Raw genomic sequence first — 23,099 nt, 5'->3', positions numbered from 1 at the left:
GGGAAAAGGCGTCGGAGGACGCCGACTCCTTCAGGAAACGAGCCCCCGGACCTCCTCGCGGAGCCGACGCAAAACGCGGGACTTGGCGATCAGGACGGCGTTGACCGTGAGGCCCAGTTCTGCGGCGACGGCCGCCGCCGGCCGGTCTTCGACGACCACCCTCCGGAACGATTGCCACGTGGAGGGGGCGAACTCGGGCTCGACCAGCCTCATGACCTGGGCGGCGATGTACTCGTCGTGCTCGCGGTCCCAGGCCGCGCTGGGCTCGCTTCCCTCGTCTTCGAGCAGGGCGAGCCGTTCCTCCAGGCCGTTGAGCGGCCCGGATCGTTTGGCCCGCCAGTAGCCCCGCAGGCGGTTGACCGTGACCGAGCGGACCCAGCTCCGGAAGGCCCCCTTGCGGCCGTTGTGGTCGAACCCCGGCAGCTCCCGGAAGATGACCAGGAGGATCTCCTGCGCCAGGTCCTCGGCGTCCGGGTCGGGCGCGCCCTGGCCGACGAGCCATTTGCGGATCAAGGGCGCGTACAGGCCCGCGAACCGGTTCCACGACATCTGGTCGTCGGGCCGGCTCCGCAGCCGATCGAGCAAGCTGTGCGAGGTCTCGTTCATCGCCGCGACTCGGCTCCGGATCGTCATGGTCCCGCCGCCGACCTTCCCTGGTTATACGACGCCGGCCCGGATGGTGACGAGGGTGCATCGCGGCAGGCGCCCGATCGCCCGGGGCCCTTGCCGCCGGCCACCTTTTCGTGTAATTTCGTCGCTTTGCGTTGATGAACGGATGTCGGGTGGAGGTTCGCGCACTTGGTCCCCCTGGGAACGCCCCTGGACGGCCTGCCGAAGAAGCAGGGGAAGGTGCGCGACGTGTACGACCTGGGGGACCGGCTGCTGCTGGTCGCCTCGGATCGCATCAGCGCGTTCGACTGGGTCCTGCCGACGCCGATCCCCGACAAGGGGCGGGTGCTCTCCAGCCTCAGCGAATACTGGTTCGAGCGGCTGGGCGTGCCGAACCATCTGATCTCCGCGAACGTCGACGACTTCCCGATCGCGCTCGACGACGCGGCCCGCAAGGCGCTCCGGGGCCGGGCGATGCTCGTCCGCAAGGCGAAGGTCGTCCCCTTCGAGTGCGTGGTCCGCGGCTACCTGTCCGGCAGCGGCTGGAAGGAGTACCGGAAGTCGGGCGCGGTCTGCGGCGTGAGGCTGCCGTCGGGGCTGGTCGAGAGCGACCGCATCGACCCGATCTTCACCCCCGCCACCAAGGCCGAGACCGGCCACGACGAGAACGTCTCGTTCGACTACATGGCCGACGCCCTCGGCGGCGACGTCGCCGCGACCCTCCGCGGCCGCAGCCTGGCCGTCTACGAGAAGGCGGCCGGGGAGGCCCGCGGGAAGGGCCTGATCCTGGCCGACACCAAGTTCGAGTGGGGGTTCGACGAGCCGTCCGGCGAGCTGCTGCTGATCGACGAGGTGCTGACGCCCGACAGCTCGCGGTACTGGTCGCTCGAAGCGTATGAGCCGGGCGGGCCCCAGCCGTCGTTCGACAAGCAGTACGTCCGCGACTGGATCGAGGCGACCGGCTGGGACAAGTCCAGCCCGCCCCCCGCGCTCCCGGACGACGTCGTCGCCCGCACCCGATCGAAGTACGTCGAGGCCTACGAGCTGATCACCGGCCGCCCGTTCCCCTGGCGCTGAGGCGCCCCGAAGAAGGTTCGAAAGACCCGCCCATGCTCCGCACCCTGACCGCCGGTGAATCGCACGGATCGGCCCTGACCGCGATCGTCGAGGGGATCCCCGCCGGCGTGACGCTCGACAGGGCGTTCATCGACCGCGAGCTGGAGCGGCGGCAGGGGGGGTACGGCCGCGGCAAGCGGCAGAAGCTGGAGACCGACCGGATCTTCATCGACTCCGGCACCTTCAAGGGCGTCAGCACCGGCGCGCCGATCACGCTCCGGCTCATCAACAACGACGCCAAGCTCGAACGCCTGTCCGAGCCCGCCGCCCCGCGCGGGGGGCACGTCGACCTGGCCGGCTCGATCAGCTACCAGACGGGCATCCGCCAGGTCCTCGAACGCGCGAGCGCCCGCGAGACCGCCGTGCGGGTGGCCGCCGGCGCGCTCGCCCGGCTGGTCCTGCGCGAGGTCGGGATCACCGTCTTCGGCTACGTCGCCGAGCTGGGCGGGATCGCCGCGCCGCCGTTGAGCCGGGACGTCGCCGTCCGCGACGCCAGCCCGGTCTACACCCTCAACCCCGAGGCCGACGCCGCCATCGTCGCGGCCATCGACGCCGCCCGCGAGGCCGGCGACACGCTCGGCGGCGTGGTCGAGACGATCGTCACGGGCTGCCCGATCGGCCTGGGGAGCCACGTCCAGCCCGACCGCCGGCTCGACGCCCGACTCGCCTGCGCGGTGATGGGCGTCCAGGCGATCAAGGGGGTTGAGATCGGCCTGGGCTTCGAAGCCGCCCGCCGGCCCGGCTCGAAGGTCATGGACCCGATCCGCTACGAGCCCGAGCACGACGCCGACGACCGCCGCTACGGCTTCCGCCGCCCCAGCAACAACGCCGGCGGCATCGAGGGGGGGACGTCCAACGGCGAGCCGATCGTCGTCCGCGCGGCGAAGAAGCCGATCAGCACGCTGGCCAGCCGGGGGCCGTCGATCAACATGGCCACCAAGGCCGAGTCGCCGGCCACGTACGAACGTTCCGACGTCTGCGCCGTGCCGGCGGCCAGCGTGATCGTCGAGAACGTCGTCGGCTTCGAGATCGCCGCCGCCCTGCTCGAACGCTTCGACGGCTCCAGCCTCGACTCGCTGAGGGCGACGATGGCGGCCGTCCACGCCCTGAACCGCGAGAAGCTGGACCACTGGGCCGAGCGCCCGTAAAACCCGAACCCGCGCCGCCGACGGGCCCCGGGCCGGCTGGATTCCCGCGGCCGGACCGGGCGATAGAACGTAGGTATCGCGCCGCCGTCGGCCGCCCGGAGGATCCCGGACGCCTGCGGCCCGCTTCCGCGCATGGCGTTCGTTCGTTCGATTCGAGGGAGGCACGGATGTTCCCCCTTTCGCGCCCGGCCCGCCAGGGGCTGGCGACGGCGGCCCTGGTGGCCCTGACGGTCCTGCCGACGGGCTTCACGGCGTTCCACGCCTGGCGGATCAACCGCCCCGGGCACGTCCGGGACGTCGAGATCACGCTCGGCCGGCGGCTCGGCCTCCAGGTCACGCTCGACGCCGTCCTCTACCCGCGCCCCGGCGAGATCCTCTACCGGGGGATCGTCCTCCGCCAGGAAGAGCCGCGCGGCAAGGGCCTGGCCGAGATCGCCCGCGCCGGGTCGCTCCGGCTGGTCGCGTCGGGCCGCGACCTGGTCGTCCACGCCGACGAGCTGGCGCTGCGGGGCGAGAGCCCGGGCCTGGCCATGACCCAGGTCGGCGCGTTCCTCCAGCGCTCGGGCGAGGTCCCCTACGATCGGGTCGAGATCACCGCGCCGGCCTGCAGGGTGGACCTCGGCGAAGGCCTGGCCTTCCAGGCCCAGGACGTCGCCGCGACCCTGACCGCCGAGGCCTCCGGGCCGACCTTGCGGGTGGCGTACAAGCTCGTCGAGCCGGGCTCGAAGCCGCGCTGCGAGCTGACGCTGAGCCGCGACCGCCGCGTCGACCCGGTCCAGACGACGCTGGCGCTCAAGACGCTGGAGGGCCTGCCGCTGCCGGGCCGGGTGCTCGACGTCTTCTTCGACGCCACCGACTGGATCGGCGAGTCCGCCCGCGTCGACGGCCGGCTGACGCTCCGCCAGTCGGGCGGCCGGGCCTGGGAGGGCGAGTTCGCCGGCGACCTGCACGACGTCGACCTCGCCGCGCTCGTCGCCCGCCGGTTCCCCAGCCACCGGCTGGCGGGCTCGGCCCGGGTCGCCGTCGAGAAGGCCCGATGGGGCGACCGGCCGGGGCAGGGGCCGGGCTGGATCGAGGCCAAGGGGAGGCTCACGGCCGGCCCCGGCAGCGTGGGCCTCGACCTGCTGGCCGCCCTCGGCCGCGAGATGAGGTTCCGGCCCCCCTCGCGGCACGCCCGGATCGACCCCCGCAAGCCCGAGGTCGAGTTCGGGTCGCTGGGACTGGCCTTCGACATGCGGGCCGACGGCGAGATCCACCTCGCCGGGGCCCTCGGCAACGAGCACGCCCCCGACGCCGTGCTGGCCGCCGGCTCCAACGCGCTGATCCACGCCCCCGAAGGCGCCTCCAGCGTCCACGGCCTGATCAAGGCCCTCGTCCCGGCGACCGCCAGCCCCGGCACCATGGTCCCGCTCACGACCGAGTCTCGGGTCCTCCTGTGCCTGCCGGTCGCGCCCAACATCGCCGCCCGGCCGACCCGGACGATGGGGGCGAACTAAGCCGGGGCCGACTTCCAGACGAACCGAAAAATCGGCTTCCCTTCGGCTTCGCTATCGGGTCCGCTCGCCAGCCGGGCGAACCGGCGATCTCGACGTTAAACCCTGTCATCAAATATCTTGAGTCCGACAATCCTCAGCGATGATTGGGTTCGCTCGTCGCATTTCGCTTATGAATTTGAGGCGTTTGAGCGTCACTTCGACCATCCTCCAGAAACCGCGGCCACTGAAGCCTATCTGAAAGGATGGGCTGCGAATGCCGTTTGCAGACGAGGAATCGCGAGGAGACCCCGTTCAGGGTCGATCGACCGCGCCGACGCGCTCGGCCCAGGCCCGCCACATCCGGGCGAGTTCCGCGACGCGCCGGGGCTCGCGGAGGGCCAGGTCGCGGGTCTCGGTGGCGTCGTCGGCGACGTGGTAAAGCTCCCACTCCCCGCGGGGAAGGGCCACCGATTTCCAGTCGCCGGCCAGAACGGCCCGCGCGCCTTCGTGCTCGAAGAAGAGCGTCCGCGGGCCCTCGCGCGGTCGGCCGCGGAGGGCCGGCGCCAGGCTCTCGCCTTCGAGCGGCTTGAGGTCGTGGCCGTCGAACTGGTTCGGATAAGCCACCCCGGCAAGCTCCAGGCAGGTCGGCATCAGGTCGATCACGTGGCCGACCTGTGCGGTGGTCGTCCCGTGAGGGGCCTTCAGACCGCGCGGCCAGTGCACGATCATCGGCGTGTGGCAGCCGCCTTCGAAGGAATCGGCCTTCCAGTAGCGGTAGGGCGTGTTCAACGCGCTGGCCCAGGGGGCCCCGATGTAGCCCCAGGTGGTCTCGGGCCCGGGCTCGAAGCGGCCGGCGTACTGGATGGGCCGGCCGTCGCGGGTCTGCGAGGCGCGGTCGAAGCCGGGGTCGAGATAGCGCTCGGGGGAGGCCCCGTTGTCGGCGAGCACCACGACGATCGTGTCCTCGGAACGGCCGGCGGCTTCGAGCGCCTTGAGGATGGACCCGACGCCCTGGTCGACCCGGTCGACCATCGCGGCGTGGACCGCCATCAACGACGACTCGTGCTCGCGCCGGCCGTCGTCGAGGGCGTCCCAATCCGGGCCGCTTCCGCTCAGCGGCGGAAGGGGGTGCGTCGCGGCGTCGAACAGGCCCATCGCGACCTGCCGGCGATAGCGCGACTCGCGGAGCGCCCGCCAGCCGCCGCGGTAGGTCTCGCGGTAGCGGTCGACGTCCTCGGGACGGGCGTGCAGGGGCCAGTGGGGGGCGCAGTGGGCGACGTAGAGGAAGAACGGCCGGTCGTCGTGCGCCATCGCCTGGATGTACTCGACCGATTTCGCGGTGATCGCGTCGGTCAGGTAAAATCCGTCGGGCACGGCCCGGACCGGCTCGGCGCCGTCGACCAGCGAGAAGGGGTCGAAGTAGTTCGACACGCCCCAGATCGTCCCGTAATGCCGCTCGAAGCCCCGGTGGATCGGGTAGGAGCGGACGTCGGCGAAGGGCCGGTCGAAATCCGCCTGGTGGTTGAGCCAGGCGAGGTGCTCGCGGCCGTCGGCCCGGCCCCCGAGCGGGGCCGTCTCCGAGAGGTGCCACTTGCCCGCCATCGCCGTCTGGTAGCCGGCAGCGTGGAGCAGCTCGGCGATCGTGGCCCCGTCGCGAGTCAGGTCGCGGCCGTTGCGGGCCAGCCCGACCTGGTGCGGATAAAGCCCCGTCAGCAGCGAAGCCCGCGTCGGGCAGCAGCGCGACGCGTTGTAGAACCGCGTGAACCGGAGGCCGTCGGCCGCGAGGCGGTCGATGTTGGGCGTGCGGATCTCGCCGCCGTAACAGCCGAGGTCGCTGAACCCCAGGTCGTCGAGCACGATCATGACGACGTTCGGGCGAGGATCCTCGGCGCGGGCGGGCGCGGCCAGGAGAGTCGCCGCGAAGGCGATCAGGATTCGAAGCCCGACGGCCTTCCTCCCTCGCGGGGGAAGGCAGACCCCGCAGGGGTCGGATGAGGGGGTGCCCTGCAGAGGGGTCGTCGGAAAGCGAAACCCCGCGTCACGTGGAGCCGCCGGCTTCCGTGCTCGTCTCCCCCTCATCCGGCCCTTCGGGCCACCTTCCCCCGCGAGGGGGGAAGGCCGTCGTCCAGACGGGTCGGAGAAGGGGAGCGACGTCACGCTGCGGACTCCCGGCGGGAAAAGGCGAGAGGACCGGGCTGACGGGGCGACGGCCTCGCGGCGCGTCTCCCCCTCATCCGGCCCTTCAGGCCACCTGCCCCCGCGAAAGGGGGGAAGGACATTACGGTGGGGTGGTTCAATCCTCGTCCGGCGGCTCGTCGTCGTCATCGTCGTGGTGGGCGACCGGGCCGTTGCCGGACTTGGCGGCGAGGGCGCCCATGCGGCTGGCCATGACCTTGGCGGCGATCTCGTCGGCGAGGGCGACGTTCTCGCGGAGGTAGTCCTTGACCTTCTCGCGGCCCTGGCCCAGGCGCAGGTCGCCGTAGTTGAACCAGGATCCCGACTTCTCGACGAGCTTGTCGGCCAGCGCCATGTCGAGGACGTCGCCCTCGCGCGAGATGCCGCTGGTGTACATCATGTCGAACTCGCACGTCCGGAACGGCGGGGCGACCTTGTTCTTGACGATCTTGACCTTCACCCGCGAGCCGGTGATCTCCTCGCCGTCCTTGACCGGCCCGATGCGGCGGACGTCGACGCGGCACGAGCTGTAGAACTTCAGGGCGCGGCCGCCGGGGGTGGTCTCGGGGCTGCCGAACATCACGCCGATCTTCTCGCGGATCTGGTTGATGAAGACCAGCACGCACTTCGACCGCGACACGCCGCCCGTCAGCTTGCGCAGGGCCTGGCTCATCAGCCGGGCCTGCAGGCCGACGTGGCTGTCGCCGATCTCGCCCTCGATCTCGGCCTTCGGGACCAGGGCGGCGACCGAGTCGACGACCACGATGTCCACCGCGTTCGACAGCACGAGCATCTCGGCGATCTGGAGGGCCTCCTCGGCGCTCCCGGGCTGGCTGACCAGCAGCGACTCGATGTCGACGCCGATCCGCTTGCACCACGAGGGGTCGAGCGCGTGCTCGGCGTCGATGAACGCGGCCACGCCGCCCATCTTCTGGGCGTTGGCGATCGCCTGCAGCGCGATCGTCGTCTTGCCGCTGGACTCGGGCCCGAACAGCTCGATGATCCGGCCCCGCGGCAGGCCCTTGCCCCCCAGCGCCAGGTCGAGCGACAGGGCCCCCGTGGAGATCCCCTCGACCTCGAGGTGGCTCCCCTCGCCGAGCTTCATGATCGAGCCGGCGCCGAACGTCTTCTCGATCTGGCTGATCGTCGTGTTCAGGGCCTTCGTCTCGGCGGATATGGGCGCCGCCTTCGTTTCGGTTGCAACCTGTCGCTTCGCCACGACGCGGCTCCTTCATGCTCGCCTGAGTTCTGTACACCCGATCACTACTGTAGCACGGCCGGGCGCATTGGTCAAGTATCCGTCCGGGCCTTTGCGGAGGCCAGGGGGGCGCGGGCGAGGGCGGCGTAGGTGGGGCCCTCGGGGGTCAGGGTGGAGGAGTAGGCGACGACCTCGCCGACGGTGAACGCGCCGGCGGTCCATTCGCGGTGCTGCTCGATCAGCGCGGTGAGGTCCGGGGCGGCCGCGGGGGCCTTGCCGCGGCCGGCCTTGAGGCGGCCGAGGGTGACGTGGGGGGTGAACCGCGTGTCCTCGGGCTGGCGGCCGATCCGCCGCAGGTTGGCGACGACGGCCTTCTGCAGCGCGGCGAGCGGTTCGAGGCCGGGGCCGGCGAACCCCGCCCAGGCCACGCGGGGGCGGTCGGGCCGGGGGAACGCGCCCAGGCCGGCGATCTGCACCTCGAAACGCCGCGAGCCGCGGGCGGCCTTGGCGGCGGCCTCGCAGACCTCGTTCAGCTCGGGGAAGGGGACGTCGCCGAGGAAGGCGAGCGTCATGTGGAACGGCGTCGCGTCGACCCAGTTGAACCCGGGGGCGAGGGGCGCGAGCTTCCTCTGAAGCTTGCTCATCCGGTCGGCGACCGCCGAGGGCACGTCGATGGCGAGGAACGTCCGGGTCGTCTGGGCCATCGCGTCGTCTCCCTCACGCCGCGGGCTGGTCGGTCCGGCGTCCCGGCATCATACCCCGAGCCCGGCGATCGTGCGAGGCGTCGGGCGCTCATCGCGGCGGTTCGGGCGCCAGGCGGAGCAGCCGGCAGGCGTGGGGGGCGAGGTCGGCCTCGACGCGATCGGACGCCGCGGGCAGGTCGCGACGCGCCCAGAGGTCGCGGGCGGCGACCGAGCTCGGCAGGCCGAGGCCGCTAAGGGGGATCGAGATGGTCCGGCGCTCTTCCGCGAGGTTGAAGAGGGCGACGACCTTGCCCCCGGCGTTCGCGGAGGACCAGACCTGGCCGCCGCGGCCGTCGTCGCGGATCAGGGCGGCGGGGAAGCCCGCCTGCTGCACGGCGATCACCTCGTCGTTGGTCAGCAGCTCCAGGCCCAGGTCGTCCAGCTTCGTGAGGTCGTCGCCCGCGTAGAGGGGCGAGCAGGCGACCGCCCAGAGCGTCATCGCGCTGCGGCGCTCGTCCGGGGTCAGGCCGCTCATCGCGCCGTTGCCGACCAGGAGCGAGTCGAGGTCGTTCCAGCCCTTGCCCCGGCCCGAGGTCGGCCCGAAGTCGCGGGCGGCGGGGAAGGCGCGGAGGATCTGGGGCCGCCAGTGCGTCAAGAGCGCGTCGTACGACTCGACGTCCTGGGTCACGCGCACGGCGTCGGCGCGGCCCCGCCAGAAGTCGGCGTGACGCATGTCGAGCTTCCACGAGACGGTGAGCCAGATCGGCCGGCCGGTCGCGAGGAGGGACTCGGACCAGGCGGCGACGTCGTCGCGGGCGTCGATCGAGGGGTCGTCGACGTCGCTGCCCGGCGTGACCCCGTCGAACTTGAGGAAATCGACGCCCCAGGCGGCGAAGCGGTCGGCGATCGACCGGACGTACTCCTTCGCGCCCGGCTTCGCGAAGTCGATGGCGTGGCCCCCCTTCCAGGCGTGGGCGAGCCGCCGGGGGGTGTGCACGATCTGCCTGACGGTGTACGAGGTCCCGAGGATCGGCGGGTCGAGCGCGAGGAGGTCGTCGTCGACGCCCGGCACGTAATAGATCCCGAACTTCTGGCCGTGCGCATGGACGTGGTCGGCGACGTCGCGGACGCCCTGCGGGAACCGCTCCAGGTCGGGGGTCGGCCGGCCGTGCTCGTCCCAGCCGCCGCGCCAGCCGGAATCGACGTTGATGCGGAGGAAGCCGTGCGCCTGGAGTCGGGCCGCCATCGCGTCGGACTGCCGCTTGACGTTCTCGGCCGTCAGGAAGGCCTTGCCGTAACCGGGGGACTCCGTCGCCTGGAGGCTCCAGCTGCTCCAGCCGAGGTAGGGCCGCTCCGCGGGGGGACGCTCGGCCCGCGCCGGGGTCGCCGCCGGCGGCGCGAGGCTCGCCAGGACCGGCAGCCATGCGATCGATCGACGAAAACGCATCTATCCCTCCCTGGACGAAGTGGACGGGCGGCCGCTCGAAGAATCTCGCGATCATGTCAACGATTGGGGAAGGTCGGCAGGTCGGGCCGGAGGCGGGCGATCCCGAGCCGGATCATCCGGATGAGGGGGGAGGGATCGTCGACTTCGACGTCCTCCTCCATGTAGCGCGACACCTCGTTGGGCTTCAGGACCACGACGACCCGCAGGCCGTCGCGGCGGGCCTGGTCCAGCTCCTCGCCCCCCACCAGGAAGCCGGGCGCGGGGTTGCCTTCCTGCACGAAGGCCAGCGTCACGTCGTCCTTCGTCCCGTTCTCCAGCCGGACCAGGGTCGAGCCTCCGGAGGGCACGACGCCGACGAGCTGCCTCACGCCCGCGTACGACGCGACCAGGTCGCGCACCGGCGTCCCGCCGCCGTTGATCACGAGCAGCGCCGCCCGAGGCTTGCGGGCGAGCCGGACGCCCACCTCGATCGCAACCGCCGCAAGGACGATCAGGACGACCGTCAGCCACCACCTGCGACTTTTGGTCATGACGCGAAGCTCGCTCGGCCCCGGAAATCGACGACTGTCCGAGGATCGCACGCCGGCGCTTCGCGCGGCAAGGCCCATTTCGCCTCCCGGCTCGGGACGCGCCGGAATCGGCCGATCTCGGGACGATCCGGGGCCGGCCGCAACGAGAAGGCCGGCGGTAGGCGTTCTGCGTCCGCGGGACCCGCCGGGGCGACCCGGAGGCCCTCGAAAACGTCAATCGCCCCCGCGGGAGGGCCGATCAACGGTAGGGGGGCGGGACGCGTCGCAAGACGGCCCGTCGCCCCGCGACGACGGATCGGGACGAGCAAACCCTGCCGATCCCCCGGCCCGCGCCGCCTGGGAAACCCCGGGCGGACGTGCGGCCTCGGGTCGGCCTCGCGCCATGCAGGATGGTCCCGCCTTGAACGAGACTTCGACCCAGCGCCGCGCCGAGCCCTGGTCACGAGTCGATCGGACCGCCGACGGCCCTCACGCCCCCGCGACCCCCCCCACGGAAACCGGACTCGTCCGGCCGACGTCGGGGCGGTTCTGGGGGCTGGTGGGCCTGGCGATCCTGACCGGCGTGACCAGCCTGGTGGTGGCCACGATCTCGATCTGGCTGACGCCGGTCTACATGGCCGCGATGGTCCTGATCTTCGCCACCCCCCGGCCGAACCGGCCGGCCGGATCGCCCGCGACGTCCCCGACGGCCCCCGCCTCGCCCCCCGACGACGCCGCGACGGCCTCTCCCGAGGCCGGAGCCGTCGCCGGGGCGGACGACGGACGGCCCGAGGGGCTCGCCGCAGCGACCGCGCCGGCCGAGGACCCCGCCGAGCCGCCGTCGACCAAGCCCCGCAAACGGCGGGGCAAGGGAAAGCGCGCGGCCAAGGCGGCGGCCCTCGCCGAGGCCGCGGCGGCGCAGCCCACCTGGATCCGCGTCGGGCCGGGCAAATTCGTCCGGGCCGACGTCCAGGCCCCGACCGAGACCGAGAACGAGACCGAGACCCCCGCCGAAGCCGAGACCGACTCTCAGGCCGATCCCGAAGCGAGCCCCACGTCCGCGCCCGGCGCGTTCGCGGCCGCCGGCGAGGCCGTCGATCCGGAGACGGACGCGGAAGCGACGCCCGCGTCGCCGTACGAAGAAAGGCCGCGCGAGCCTTCGCCGGCCCCCTTCGACGGCGACGAAGCGGCCCCCCCGGAGTTCGACGAGGAGTACGGCATCGCGCCCTCTGCACTCGCCGGATCCCGGGAGCCCGAGGCCCTTCCCGACCCCGTCTCCGACGACGAGCCGACGCCCGCCCCCGAACCGTCTTCCGTGGCCGGAGGGTTCGCCCAGGGAGAAGCCCGAGACGAGGTCCCGGCCGAGACGGGAGTCCCGGCCGAAGTCCGGTCCATGGGGGCTGCGATGCCGCAAGGGGCCGGCAGCCCGACGCAGACGATCGCCTCGCCGACGCCCGGGCGCCCCGCGCCCGAGAGGTCGGCGGCGCGGTCGTCGGAGTCGGCCGTACGGTCCCCCGGCCTCGGCGTGCTCCGCCGGGTCTCGCGGATCGTCGGCCGCGGCGAACGCGTCCGGACCTCCCGCCCTCGCGGCTCCTCGCCTCGCCCGGCCCGCTCGGGTCGGACGACGCGGGTGCGCGGCGAACGGCGGCCCGGCCGCCGCACCCGCCGCTGGGACGACGGCCGCCGCCGCCGACATCCCCGCTCCCCCCCGCGGGGAGCCTGACCCCGATCGCGCCCGAATGCGGCGCGTGCGAACGCCCCGGCCGGCGACGGCCCGGGGCGTTCTGCGTTTCGAAGGCTCAGGATTCGACGACCCGCTCCACCGGCGACTCGACGGGGGCCGGCCCGGCCGCGGTTTCGGCCGCAGGCTCGGGCTCGGACTCATGGCTGTAGGCGGCCGGTCGGGCGGAGCCGGGCAGCCACCAGTTGATGGTGAGGCAGAGGGTCACCAGGCCGATCCGCAGCGCCCAGACGCCCCACTGGGGGAACTCGGGCCAGCCGGCGACGTAGCCGGCGTGGAAGAACTCGTGGAGGTCGTGCGCCATCATGTCGGCGGCCGTCCAGGCCAGCAGCGCCGCGCCGGCGTAGGCGATCCAGCGATACCGGCTCATGATCTCGGTGATGATCGCGCTCAGGAAGAGCAGCATCATGATCGAGAGGACCAGGCCCAGGACGATCTGCGACCACGACTGCGCGGCGCTGGCGATGGCCAGGACGTTGTCCAGGCTCATGATGAAGTCGGCCATGGCGATCCGCTGGACGGCCTTCAGCAGCGAGGTCGGGGCGACGGTCGGGTCGGCGGCCGCCTGCGCCTCCTCCTGCATCAGCTTGCAGGCGATCCAGGCGAGCAGGACGGCCCCGATGAACCGCAGGCCGGGGATGAACAGCAGGGTCGAGACGATCAGCGTCAGGCCGATCCGCATGACGATGGCGAGGCCGCAGCCCCAGATCATCGCCTGCTTCCGCTGCTTGGGGGGGAGCCGGTGCGCCGCCAGGCCGATCACGACCGCGTTGTCGCCCGAGAGGACGAGGTCGAAGAGGATGATCTTCAGGATCGCGATCACGAACGCGAAATCGACAACCATGCGTGGTCCGGATGTTGGAGCGAGGGGCGGCCGCCGACGCCGGGGGGCCGTCGGCGGGGAAGGGCGGCCGTCGCGGGCCGGAGCCGGCCGCGCGCCGCGAAGCCCCCATCATAGCCCCGCCGCCCGACCCTGGGAACCTCCCTGGCGACCCGGGGGCGTCGAACGGGATTCCGGGCGAATGCCGGGAGCGCGACTCGCCCCGCCGCCTCGCGGCGCGTATTGTGCTACATAGGTAACTCATCAGGCGCGTCACGGGCCGCCCCAGGGGCGGAGAAAGGCGAGTCGCTCATGTCGAAATCCAGGGCGTCGCTGCTCCTTCTGCTGGGGACGATCCCCTTCGCCGCCGGCCGGTCCCTCGCGGAGGAGCCGCCGGCCGCCGCGACCGGCGGGGCCGACCGCGCCGCGATCGAGGCCGTCGTGGCCGACTTCGTCCGGGCCTTCGACGCCGGCGACGCCAAGGCGGTCGCCGCCCTCTTCACCGAGGCCGCCCGCATCGAGACCGAGGGCTCGCCGCCCGTCCAGGGCCGCGCCGCGATCGAGAAGCTCTTCGCCGACCGCTTCGCGGCCGGGCCGGGCCAGACGATCGTCCTCAAGATGGACTCCCTGCGCATGCTCGGCGCCGACGCGGCGATCGAGGAAGGGTCGGCCGCGATCACGACCCCCTCCGACTTGGGCGAGTCGGCCGAGGTCACGCGTTACAAGTACGCCGCCGCCTACGTCCGCAAGGACGGCCGCTGGCTCCAGGACTGCATCCACGACTACCCCTCGAACGATCCCGACGCCGACAAGGCCCCCCGCGAACGGCTCGAAGAGCTGGCCTGGCTGATCGGCGAGTGGATCGACGAGGACGACGACGCCGAGGTCCGCACCACGGGCGCCTGGTCCGAGGACGGCGCCTTCCTGATCCGCAAGTACCGCGTCAAGATCGAGGGCGAGGTCGTGATGTCGGGCGTCCAGCGCATCGGCTGGGACCCCCGGCAGAAGCAGTTCCGGTCCTGGACGTTCGACTCCGAGGGCGGATTCTCCGAGGGCCTCTGGTCGCGCGAGGGCCAGGCCGCCGATCGCTGGGTCGTCAAGGCGACGGGCGTCCTCAAGGACGGCCGGGCGGTCTCGGCCACGAACGTCCTGGCGCGTCTCGGCCGCGACGTCCTGAGCTGGACGTCGGTCGACCGGACGCTCGGCGGCGCCGCCCTGCCCGACGCCGAGGCCATCACGCTCGTCCGCAAGCCGCCCGCGCCGCGATCCGTCACGACCTCTCCCAAGCCGTCCGAACCCGCCGGGACCCAGCCATGAACTCGACGACCCGACTGGCCATCGCGGGCCTGCTCGCCGCGTGCCTCTGCTTGCAGACGACCCAGGTCCAGGCCCAGCGGGGCGGCGGCGGCCGCGGGGGCGGGGGCGGCATGCGGAGGCGGCGGCGGCGGAGGGATGCGCGGGGGCGGAGGCGCCATGCGCGGCGGCGGCGGATTCTCACCCGGCCCGGCGGCCCGGCCATCGTTCAACCGGACGCCGTCGTTCACGACCCCGGGGAACATCCAGCGGCCCAACTACGGCGGCGCGCCCGGCGGCTGGCAGGGCCAGATGCGGCCCTCCACGCCGGCCCAGCGGCCCAACTTCCCGGTCGCGCAACCCCAGCCGCCCGTGAACCGGCCCAACCTGGGGGCGGGCGTGAACCGACCGGGCCCCAACGGCCCCGTCGGCGGAGGCATGCGGCCCCCGGGCGTCGGCCCCGGCCCCGGCAATCCCGGCGTCCGCCCCCCCATCGCCGGCCCCGGCCCCGGGCCTGGCGGTCGGCCTCCCGGAGTGGGGCCCGGCGGTCGGCCTCCCGGAGTGGGGCCCGGCGGTCGGCCTCCCGGGATGGTGGGACCGGGCCCCGGCGGCCGTCCTCCCGGCGTCGGCCCTGGCGGCCGTCCTCCGGGATGGGGACCGGGGACGAATCCGCCGATGTGGGGCGGCCGGCCCGGCTGGAACAATCACCAGGCCTGGGTCAACGGCTACTGGCACGGCCGCAACAACAACTGGAACAATTGGAACAACGGCGGCGCCTTCTGGACCGGCCTGGCGGTCGGCGGGATCGCCGGCTGGGGGCTCAACTCGGCCATCTACAACTGGGGGTACCGGCCGTACATGAACCCCTACGGGATGGTCGCCAGCCAGCCGGTGATCATCCAGCAGCCCATCGTCGTGGCCGGGGCCGTCCAGCCCGTGCAGGTGGCCGAGGCCCAGCCGACCTACGACTATTCGCAGCCCTTGCAGGCGTCGACCCCCGACGCCGCCACCCCCGACCCGGCCCTCCAGACGTTCGAGGAGGCCCGCGCCGCGTTCAAGGCCGGCGACTACGCCGCCGCGCTGCAGAAGACCGACGAGGCCCTCAAGGCCATGCCCAACGACGCCGCCGCGCACGAGTTCCGCGCGCTCTGCCTGTTCGCGCTCCAGCAGTACGACCAGGCGGCGGGCGTGCTCTACGCGGTGCTCTCGGTGGGCCCGGGATGGGACTGGACGACCCTGATCGGCCTCTATCCCAACGTCGACGTCTATTCGTCGCAGCTCCGGAAGCTCGAAGATTACCGCTCGGCGCACCCCGAGTCGGCCCCCGCCCGCTTCGTGCTGGCCTACCACTACCTGACCGAGGGCTTCAACGACGAGGCGATCCGCGAGTTCAAAGAGGTCGCCAAGCTCCAGCCCGGCGACACCCTGTCCAAGCAGATCGTCGCCAGCCTGACCAGCGGCGGCGACCAGGCCGCCCCGGCCGCGGCGGCCGACGCCGGCCAGGGGCAAGCTCCGCCCATCGCCACGCCCGACACCCCGGCGACGCCCGCCGCCGACGAGCCCAGCCTGGTCGGGACGTGGAAGGCGGCGCCCGACGGCACGACCGCCATCGAGCTGACCATCCAGGCCGACGGCGGCTTCACCTGGAACGTCACCCAGCAGGGCCGCGCCCAGCCGATCACCGGCAAGTACACCTACGGCGGCGGCGTCCTGACCATGGCCCGAGCCGGGGCCGAGAACGACGCCATGGTCGGCCGGGTGACCTGGAAGGACGCGTCGAACTTCGTCTTCCAGGCCCTCGGCGGCGGGGCCGGCGACCCCGGCCTGACCTTCAGCAAGAGCCAGTAAGCGCCTCGGCGCCAAGCGGGCGGCCGACGGTCTCACCGGGAACCCTCCGAGGCCGTCCTTCCGCGGGCGGCCCCGGCCCAGGCGCCCGACGCCGGCACCTGAACGATCGCTTCGGCGACCATGACGTCCAGGCCGTCCGGCCCCCGTTTCGCCAGAGCGTCGGACGGGGGAGGCGATCGACCGAAGCTCGTCGGTTTGGGAGAGGATCTCGGGGCTTGCCGACCGTCGGCGGCCCGATATTCTGGAGTGGTCGCGGCCACTCGGGGCGCCTGGACATCGGCTCCGGGCGGCGGAGCCGCGGCCCACGCGACCTGGCGCGCCGCCGACCTGCGGCCGGTCATGGGCCAGGAGGAAGCGAGATGACGACGGCATCGGAGAAGGTTCAACCCCGCCCGATCACGCATGTGGGCGTCACCGTCACGGATATTGAAGCCTCGATCGACTGGTATCGGCGGGTGTTGGGATTCCAGCTCCTCCACGGGCCGGTGGACTACACGGCCGGCCAGGGCCACTTCGGGCGACTGGTCGCCGATATGCTCGGTCCCAAGGTCGTCCGCGGCCGGATCGCCATGCTGGACGCCGGCGGCGTCGGCCTGGAGCTCTTCGAGTTTTCCGAGCCGAAGGCCGATCGCCGGGGGGCGGAGGAGAACCAGGAGTTCTACCTGCACAAGACCGGCACGTTCCACTTCTGCGTCATCGACCCGGACGTCGAAGGCCTGGCCCGGCGGATCGTCGAGAGCGGGGGCAAGCAGCGCAGCGCGGTCTGGGAGTTCGCCCCCGGCGTCGGCTTCTACGTCTGCTATTGCGAAGACCCGTTCGGCAACATCGTCGAGATCTACTCCCACAGCACGCCCCAAATCTGGAGCACGCTGGCGCAGATCGCCAAGCAGTCGGACGAGCCGAAATCCTGATCCCGGGCGGCCGACGCCCAACGGGCGTCCCTTCGGATGGGGCGCGTCCGGCCGGCGGGGTGGCGCGAACGCCCCGGCTGAAAAACCGTCGCCGGCGGCTCGTCTCTCAGGGTCGACCGGCATGGCCGTCGCCGGGCTCAGGCCCGGGCGAAGACGTCCCGGTCGCGCCCGACGCCCGCATGCGGGGCCGCCGCGATGCGGCCGGGGCCGCATTTCCTCGCCTCGGAGAGCGCCGCGTCGGCCGCGTCGAGGAGCCCCCCCAGCGTCCCCGCGCTGGACGGCAGCGCGGCCGCGCCCACCGAGAGCGTGACGGTCAGGGGGATGTCCAGAAGGTCGACGTCGGCGGCGATCGTCCGGCCCAGCTTCTCGCCGACGTGGATCGCGTCGCGCAGGTCGGCCCGGGGCAGGACCGCCATCAGCCGATCGTCGTCGAGCCGTCCGACGAGGTCGCTGGACCGCAGCAGGCCCGCGATCCGGACGCCCACGCGCTCCACGACCCGGTCGGCGGCCGCGGCGCCCAGCAGCTCGCGGACGCCGCGCAGGGGGTCGATCGCCAGGCAAAGGATCGACAGCGGCTCCTTGTGCCGCCGCGCCTGGCTCATCGCGAACGGCAGCACGGCGCTCAGCAGGGTCGCATCGTGGACCGCCGCGTCGCGAGGCTCGCCGCCGTCGCTCTCGTCGCCGAGATTCGAAGAGCCGGCCGCCGCGTGCCGCGCCGCGATCCGCTCGATCGCGAAGGCGGCGAGCGTGGCCAGGGATTCGAGCCGGCGCCGGACCAAGGCGGGCCGGACGGCGGGCTCCACGGCCCGCCGCCTGAGGACGAGCCGGCCCCACGTCCGCCCCCGCTCCCCGACGCGGACCGGGATCGAGGCGTCGACCCCGGCCCCGTCGTCGGCCTCGTCCGGCTCTCCGGCCAGGATCAGGGCGACCGGGTCGTGGCCCGCCGCCCAGTGCGAGGCCGCGGCCAGCGCGTGGCGGATCGCATCCAGGTCGCCCGCCGCGGCCGCCGCGGCGGCGAAATCGTGGACCGCGACCTCGCCCACCGCCGCGGCCGCCGTCGCGGCCCGGTGATCCGGCGCCGGCCCCTCACCCTCGCGAAGGGTCGTCGCAGACGCCGGCACGTCTCGTCTCCATCCTCGATCTGAATGCATGGCAACCTCGTGCGATCTCGCCGCGCCCCGTGGGAACCCCTGGCCATCCACAAATAGCCTAGGCCATATCCGGGCGGCCGGGACGAAGGAGATCGGCCTTGCCGGGATTCGCAGGATCGGGCAGGATGCGGCGTCACCTCGTCCCGGCCGCGGTTCGCCCGCGTCCGGGGAGGCCGGCCCGCTCGGTTTCATGTCTTCGACCGGGCCGGGACGCCGATAGTCAGGATGCCATCGGGGCGGATCCGAAGATCCCCCGCAAGCGAATCCCACGATCGCGCGCGGGTCCCGGCGGACCGGGCAGGCCAGGCAGGATGGGGCCAGAATCATGCGCAAGTCGCGGGTCGTCGCCAAAGGGGCGGGGTTGGTCGGGGCGTTCGCCCTGACGCTCGCGCAGGCGGGATGCGCCTCGGGGTGGATCCCGACGTCGCGGGTGACGCGGGTCTTCGCGCCCGAGCCCGTCGCCGAGAACCCGCTGCGGGTGCCGGTCGACGACTTCGAGGCCGTCTGGAACAAGACGGTGGCCGAGGTGGGGGGCTACTTCGACGTGGCCTCGGAGAACCGGCTGTCGCGGACGATCACGACCGAGCCCAAGATCAGCCCCACGGTCCTGGAGCCCTGGCTGGCGGACTCCACCACCCTGGGAGACCGGGTCGAAGCGACCCTGCAGACGATCCGACGGCGTGCGATCATCAAGATCGACCCGGCACCCAACGGCGGCTTCCTCGTGAAGGTGGAAGTCCACAAGGAACTTGAGGACATGATCAAGCCCGACCGGCAGATGGCGGGTCGGGCCGTGTTCAACAACGAGTTCCCCGTGAACCGTTCGCGCGAGACCGTCGGTCCCGTGCCGGTGGCCGTGGGATGGATCCCCAGGGGCCGCGACGCCAACCTGGAGCAGGTGATCCTCTCGGGGATCCGCAGCGCGTTCTTCCTTTGAGGCGGTGCGTGCCGTCGATCGCGGCCGAGATCCCGGCGCGGTCCTTCCGCGCGCCGGGACGTCCGCCCGCGATCGCTCCCGCTCGGGGCCCGGGCCCCTTCGCCCCCGAGGTCCGCCGTCGCGGCGGAGTGCGGGCCGCCGACTTCGCCGGCCCTGAGACGCCCTCGATCGAGCGGAGACGCCCGATCAGTTGGCGTTGAACGTCCACCAGGCGCCGGCGCCGGCGATCCCGACGAAGGTGATCGTCGGGTCGAGGAGCGCCGCGCGGTGGGCCGGCGAGGCCATCCACATGTTCTCGATGCCGGGGAACCCGCCCATCGCCGAATTCTGGCGACGCGCCGGGCCCATGACGTGATGGCCCAGGCCGCGGGCGGCCTGCTGGCTGTTATTCATCGCCGCCCAGTTCGACAGGTTGGCGTCGTAGCCGACGGCGCCGAGGCCGTACGAGGCCCGCACGCCGTTGAGCCAGGCGACGAACCCGTACGGGTCGCCGGACGCGGCCGCCGGGGCGGCGGCGTACTGCTGGACCTGGGCCGGCTGCGCCGGCGCGGCCATCCCGGCGTAGGCGCTCTGGTAGTAATATTGGGGGGCCGCAGGCTGCTGGACGTACTGGGTCGGCTGGGCGACCTGGTACGTCGGCTGGGCCGCGGCGGCGGGGGCGGTTTGATAGGTATAAGTAGGGGCGGCGGTCGCGGCGACTTCCGCGGTCGGGTAGTAGTACTGTTGGGCCTCGACCCGCATGCCGGTCGCGAACAGGGCGACGAGGGATAGGAGCAACCGGCTGGGGATGCGGATCGCGAAGTTGGAAATGGGCAACGGACAAACTCCCTTGTGTCGTGCGAGTGGCGCAGCACCATGCCGCGCCCGTAACCGCCGGGCGGCGACCCGAATCCGGGAAGGATTCATTCGCGTCTCCCGAGCTTCCCTCGCACAAGGTGCCAAAATGGGACACGAATCCTCAAAACGCAAACCCTTTCTGGGCGTGATGAAAATTTTCAACATGCCTTCTGCACGACTTGCTTTTACATATTTAGATGTCCAAAATTTCTGGCTTCTCGATCGCTCCGGCGCGTTCGGGCCGTCCCGACGCGACGGCGCAACTCCAATTCGGGCTAAGCTAAGCGGGGGTTCGGGAGCGGCCGTTCAGGGGGCCGGGATCGCGGGCCCCGCCGCCCTCGAGCCGCCCCTTCGGGACCCGCCGCATCGCGGGACGACAGCTTTATGGACATCATGTCTCGCATTATACATAGCTCGATTCGACGACTGGGATGCGACGTAAGCGGGAGGGATCGGTCCTCGCCGAGAATGTGAGAAGGCGGCTTCCCGCAGGGTTCCAGGCGGACCAATCGCCCCAATCCGCGAGGTCGAACGGGCTCGGCCTCGGCCGTCGGGGGCCGTCGGCGAGGCCGGCGCGGCCGGGACGGAGGCCGCCGACGTATTGGGGATCTTGAATGGGATTTCATCCGCCCGGGGCCCGGCGGCGCAGGGCCCCCGCGATCGTCGAGAATGGGAAGTCGAATTCCAGATCAGACTCGCCGCGGGTCGGGCCGTCTGGTGAACATGTGCGAGGTTGGCCGCTCCTCGTCGAGGGGCCGCTCCACCCCCGCGCCTGCGCCCCGGCCGGGCGCCGTCGGGCGGGGGAAAAATTCCGGCCGGAGGGCGGCGAAGCCACGCCGCGGCAGACCCCGACGGCGCGGGGAGTCGCCCGGACCTCGCCGACCGGAGAAGCGGGACGCAGCCCGTCCCGAGAGTTCGGGGAATCTGGGGGATCTCGGATCGACCTTAATCGCGGCGGGGGGCGGCCCGGGACGACTCCGGGATCTTTCATCCACCCTCTAGGCTCCGCTCGACGGCTGTTATAGAATATCGCGTCGCTCTGCCGGGGAGTCGGACGCAACTGCACACGTCGAAAACGGTTCGGGCGCGCGGATGGGCGTAGGCCCCCGGTCGGGCCCGCGATGGGGTCGCGCATGCTGGCCAAGCGGATCATCCCTTGCCTGGACGTCAATCAAGGCCGCGTGGTGAAGGGGACGAATTTCCTCAACCTGCGCGACGCCGGCGATCCCGTCGAGGTGGCGCGGCGGTACGATGAGGAAGGGGCCGACGAGCTGGTCTTCCTCGACATCACGGCCAGCCACGAGCGGCGGGAGATCCTCTGGGACGTGGTCCGGCGGACCTCGGAAGTCTGCTTCATGCCCCTGACGGTGGGCGGCGGGATCCGGACGCTCGACGACGTGCGGGCTTTATTGAAGGCCGGGGCCGACAAGGTGTCGATCAACTCGGCGGCCGTGCGCGACCCCGACCTGATCCGCAAGGCGGCGCGGAAGTTCGGCAGCCAGTGCATCGTGGTGAACATCGACCCCAAGCGGGTGGACCGCGGCGGCCGGGAGGTCTGGGAGGTCCACATCAACGGCGGCCGGATCGCGACGGGCCTGGAGGCGGTCGCCTGGGCGGAGGAGGTCGAGCGCCTGGGCGCCGGCGAGATCGTCCTCACCAGCATGGACGCCGACGGCACCAAGAACGGCTACGACCTGGAGATGACCCGCGCCGTGGTCGACGCCGTGACGATCCCGGTGGTCGCCTCGGGGGGGGCCGGCAGCCCCGAGCACCTGCGGGCGGTGCTGGCCGAGGCGGGCGCGAGCGCCGCGCTGGCGGCGAGCATCTTCCACTATAAGGAGTATTCGATCCGGGAGACCAAGGACTACCTGGCCGGCCGCGGCGTGCCGGTGAGGCGGCCGGCGGCCCGGGCCGCGGCCGCGGCGACGTCGGTCGGGGCGTCCTGAACGGGCCTTCGCCCCGCCCGGCCCGCCCCGCGTCCGACACCCAACGATCCCACTCGCATCTCGATCTCGACTTGAGGAGAGCCATGTCTACAGCCGTCGACCCCAAGATCGAAACGCCGGCCAACGAGCCCGAGGCGAACAAGCTGTTCCGCATGTGCATCAAGTACGCGGGGTCCGACCTCCACCTGAAGGTCGGCATGCCGCCGTCGATGCGGCTGTCGGGCGTGCTCCGCCAGATGCAGCTGCCGCCCCTGACCTCGTCGGACATGGAACGCCTGATGTTCCCGCTGCTCTCGCCCCGCCAGCGCGGGATCCTCGACGAGGAGGGGGGCGTGGACTTCGCGCACCTCGTCTTCGACGGCGACGTCGAGACCCGGTTCCGCGTGAACCTGTTCAAGCAGCGGGGCCGGCTCAGCCTGGTCGCCCGCCGCGTGAACAACAAGATCCCGTCGTTCGAGGCGCTCCACCTGCCGGCGGTCCTGGCCGACATCACCCAGTACGACCAGGGGATCGTGATCCTCGCCGGCGTGACCGGTTCGGGCAAGTCGACGACGATCGCCTCGATGCTCCAGTACGTCAACGAGCGCGAGCGGATGCACATCGTCACGATCGAGGACCCGGTCGAATACACGTTCAAGGACGACAAGTCGATCATCAACCAGCGCGAGGTGGGGATCGACGTCATCGACTGGGACACGGCCCTGAAGCACGCCGTGCGTCAGGACCCCGACATCATCCTCGTGGGCGAGATGCGCGACCGCGAGACCTTCAGCGCGGCCATGCACGCGGCCGAGACGGGCCATCTCGTGTTCGGGACGATCCACGCCGGCACGGCGCCGTCGACGATCGGCCGCCTCCTCGACCTCTTCCCGCGCGACATGCACTCGTCGCTGCGGCAGTCGCTGGCGTTCAACCTCAAGGCGGTCATCGCCCAGAAGCTGCTGCCGACGACGAAGGAGTGGGCCGACAAGGGCGTGGGCCGGGTGCCGACCAACGAGATCATGCGGATCAACCCGACGGTCAAGAAGCTGATCCTCAACGAGGACGACAACAAGCTCGGCGACGCCATCCGGATCGGCAAGGAAGAGGGGATGATGGACTTCACCGAGAGCCTCCGCCAGCTCGTCGTCGCCGAGAAGATCGAGCGCGCGGTGGCCTTCGAGGTGGCTCCGCAGCCCGAGTCTTTGAAAATGGCCCTCAAGGGGATTACCATCAACCAGCCTGGTATCCTATAACGGTCTCGACGCCCCGACGT

The 23,099-nt window shown here is 71.9% G+C and carries 19 protein-coding genes; 10 read left to right on the top strand and 9 right to left on the bottom strand.

Annotation, left to right across the window (positions count from 1 at the left end; translation table 11 throughout):
• Positions 1-30 precede the first annotated feature (30 nt).
• Positions 31-606 carry an RNA polymerase sigma factor gene (locus tag PZE19_RS16175; RefSeq protein WP_277861673.1) on the bottom strand — a complete coding sequence of 192 codons (576 nt, stop codon included), beginning with the start codon at positions 604-606 and terminating at the stop codon, positions 31-33.
• A 192-nt stretch (positions 607-798) separates the two neighbouring features.
• Here PZE19_RS16175 and PZE19_RS16170 point away from each other — a divergent pair, with 192 nt between their 5' ends.
• The 3 genes from PZE19_RS16170 to PZE19_RS16160 all read left to right on the top strand — a co-directional run bounded on the left by PZE19_RS16170 (position 799) and on the right by PZE19_RS16160 (position 4,369).
• On the top strand, positions 799-1,686 hold the full coding sequence (locus PZE19_RS16170; RefSeq protein ID WP_277861672.1) for a phosphoribosylaminoimidazolesuccinocarboxamide synthase: 888 nt from the start codon (positions 799-801) through the stop codon (positions 1,684-1,686).
• A 32-nt stretch (positions 1,687-1,718) separates the two neighbouring features.
• The gene (gene aroC / locus PZE19_RS16165; RefSeq protein ID WP_277861671.1) at positions 1,719-2,873 is read left to right on the top strand and encodes a chorismate synthase; all 1,155 of its coding nucleotides are present in this window, start codon (positions 1,719-1,721) and stop codon (positions 2,871-2,873) included.
• Between the two features lie 167 nt (positions 2,874-3,040).
• Entirely contained in the window at positions 3,041-4,369 is a 1,329-nt protein-coding gene (locus PZE19_RS16160) for a hypothetical protein (RefSeq protein WP_277861670.1), read from the top strand.
• Positions 4,370-4,660: 291 nt separating this feature from the next.
• On the opposite strand, the gene PZE19_RS16155 is transcribed toward PZE19_RS16160, so the two are convergent.
• The 5 genes from PZE19_RS16155 to PZE19_RS16135 form a co-directional block, all read right to left on the bottom strand.
• Entirely contained in the window at positions 4,661-6,211 is a 1,551-nt protein-coding gene (locus PZE19_RS16155) for an arylsulfatase (protein WP_277861669.1), read from the bottom strand.
• Between the two features lie 430 nt (positions 6,212-6,641).
• Positions 6,642-7,742: a recombinase RecA gene (gene recA, locus PZE19_RS16150; RefSeq protein ID WP_277861668.1), complete on the bottom strand. Its 1,101-nt coding sequence runs from the start codon at positions 7,740-7,742 to the stop codon at positions 6,642-6,644.
• Positions 7,743-7,813: 71 nt separating this feature from the next.
• Positions 7,814-8,425 carry an RNA 2',3'-cyclic phosphodiesterase gene (thpR, locus tag PZE19_RS16145; protein WP_277861667.1) on the bottom strand — a complete coding sequence of 204 codons (612 nt, stop codon included), beginning with the start codon at positions 8,423-8,425 and terminating at the stop codon, positions 7,814-7,816.
• 88 nt (positions 8,426-8,513) lie between these two features.
• Complete coding sequence (locus PZE19_RS16140; protein ID WP_277861666.1) at positions 8,514-9,851, bottom strand: glycoside hydrolase family 27 protein; 1,338 nt, start codon at positions 9,849-9,851, stop codon at positions 8,514-8,516.
• Positions 9,852-9,907: 56 nt separating this feature from the next.
• Entirely contained in the window at positions 9,908-10,381 is a 474-nt protein-coding gene (locus tag PZE19_RS16135; protein WP_277861665.1) for a hypothetical protein, read from the bottom strand.
• 400 nt (positions 10,382-10,781) lie between these two features.
• Here PZE19_RS16135 and PZE19_RS16130 point away from each other — a divergent pair, with 400 nt between their 5' ends.
• On the top strand, positions 10,782-12,083 hold the full coding sequence (locus tag PZE19_RS16130; protein ID WP_277861664.1) for a hypothetical protein: 1,302 nt from the start codon (positions 10,782-10,784) through the stop codon (positions 12,081-12,083).
• A 76-nt stretch (positions 12,084-12,159) separates the two neighbouring features.
• Here the strand turns inward: PZE19_RS16130 and PZE19_RS16125 are convergent, their stop codons facing one another.
• Positions 12,160-12,945, bottom strand: a complete 786-nt coding sequence (locus tag PZE19_RS16125) for a TerC family protein (RefSeq protein ID WP_277861663.1) — start codon at positions 12,943-12,945, stop codon at positions 12,160-12,162.
• Between the two features lie 288 nt (positions 12,946-13,233).
• Between PZE19_RS16125 and PZE19_RS16120 the strand changes: the two genes are divergently transcribed.
• The 3 genes from PZE19_RS16120 (at position 13,234) to PZE19_RS16110 (ending at position 16,973) form a co-directional block, all read left to right on the top strand.
• Positions 13,234-14,238 (top strand): YybH family protein, encoded by a 1,005-nt coding sequence (locus PZE19_RS16120; RefSeq protein WP_277861662.1) that lies wholly within the window; start codon positions 13,234-13,236, stop codon positions 14,236-14,238.
• Between the two features lie 156 nt (positions 14,239-14,394).
• Positions 14,395-16,062: a tetratricopeptide repeat protein gene (locus PZE19_RS16115; protein ID WP_277861661.1), complete on the top strand. Its 1,668-nt coding sequence runs from the start codon at positions 14,395-14,397 to the stop codon at positions 16,060-16,062.
• 359 nt (positions 16,063-16,421) lie between these two features.
• Positions 16,422-16,973 carry a VOC family protein gene (locus tag PZE19_RS16110; RefSeq protein ID WP_277861660.1) on the top strand — a complete coding sequence of 184 codons (552 nt, stop codon included), beginning with the start codon at positions 16,422-16,424 and terminating at the stop codon, positions 16,971-16,973.
• A 137-nt stretch (positions 16,974-17,110) separates the two neighbouring features.
• On the opposite strand, the gene PZE19_RS16105 is transcribed toward PZE19_RS16110, so the two are convergent.
• Positions 17,111-18,094: a GGDEF domain-containing protein gene (locus tag PZE19_RS16105; protein ID WP_277861659.1), complete on the bottom strand. Its 984-nt coding sequence runs from the start codon at positions 18,092-18,094 to the stop codon at positions 17,111-17,113.
• A 355-nt stretch (positions 18,095-18,449) separates the two neighbouring features.
• On the opposite strand from PZE19_RS16105, the gene PZE19_RS16100 reads away from it, so the two are divergent.
• A complete protein-coding gene (locus PZE19_RS16100; RefSeq protein ID WP_277861658.1) occupies positions 18,450-19,061 on the top strand; it encodes a hypothetical protein in 612 nt (203 codons plus the stop codon).
• A 186-nt stretch (positions 19,062-19,247) separates the two neighbouring features.
• Here PZE19_RS16100 and PZE19_RS16095 read toward each other — a convergent pair whose 3' ends face one another.
• Entirely contained in the window at positions 19,248-19,877 is a 630-nt protein-coding gene (locus PZE19_RS16095) for a CAP domain-containing protein (protein ID WP_277861657.1), read from the bottom strand.
• A gap of 1,154 nt (positions 19,878-21,031) precedes the next feature.
• Here PZE19_RS16095 and hisF point away from each other — a divergent pair.
• Together hisF and PZE19_RS16085 are read left to right on the top strand one after the other, a co-directional pair.
• Positions 21,032-21,844, top strand: coding sequence for an imidazole glycerol phosphate synthase subunit HisF (gene hisF / locus PZE19_RS16090; RefSeq protein WP_277861656.1), 813 nt, complete (start codon positions 21,032-21,034; stop codon positions 21,842-21,844).
• A gap of 83 nt (positions 21,845-21,927) precedes the next feature.
• Positions 21,928-23,079, top strand: coding sequence for a type IV pilus twitching motility protein PilT (locus tag PZE19_RS16085; protein ID WP_277861655.1), 1,152 nt, complete (start codon positions 21,928-21,930; stop codon positions 23,077-23,079).
• Positions 23,080-23,099 lie beyond the last annotated feature (20 nt).

This window comes from Paludisphaera mucosa (assembly GCF_029589435.1).
Lineage (GTDB): Bacteria > Planctomycetota > Planctomycetia > Isosphaerales > Isosphaeraceae > Paludisphaera > Paludisphaera mucosa.
This window is presented reverse-complemented; position numbering and strand designations above follow the sequence as displayed.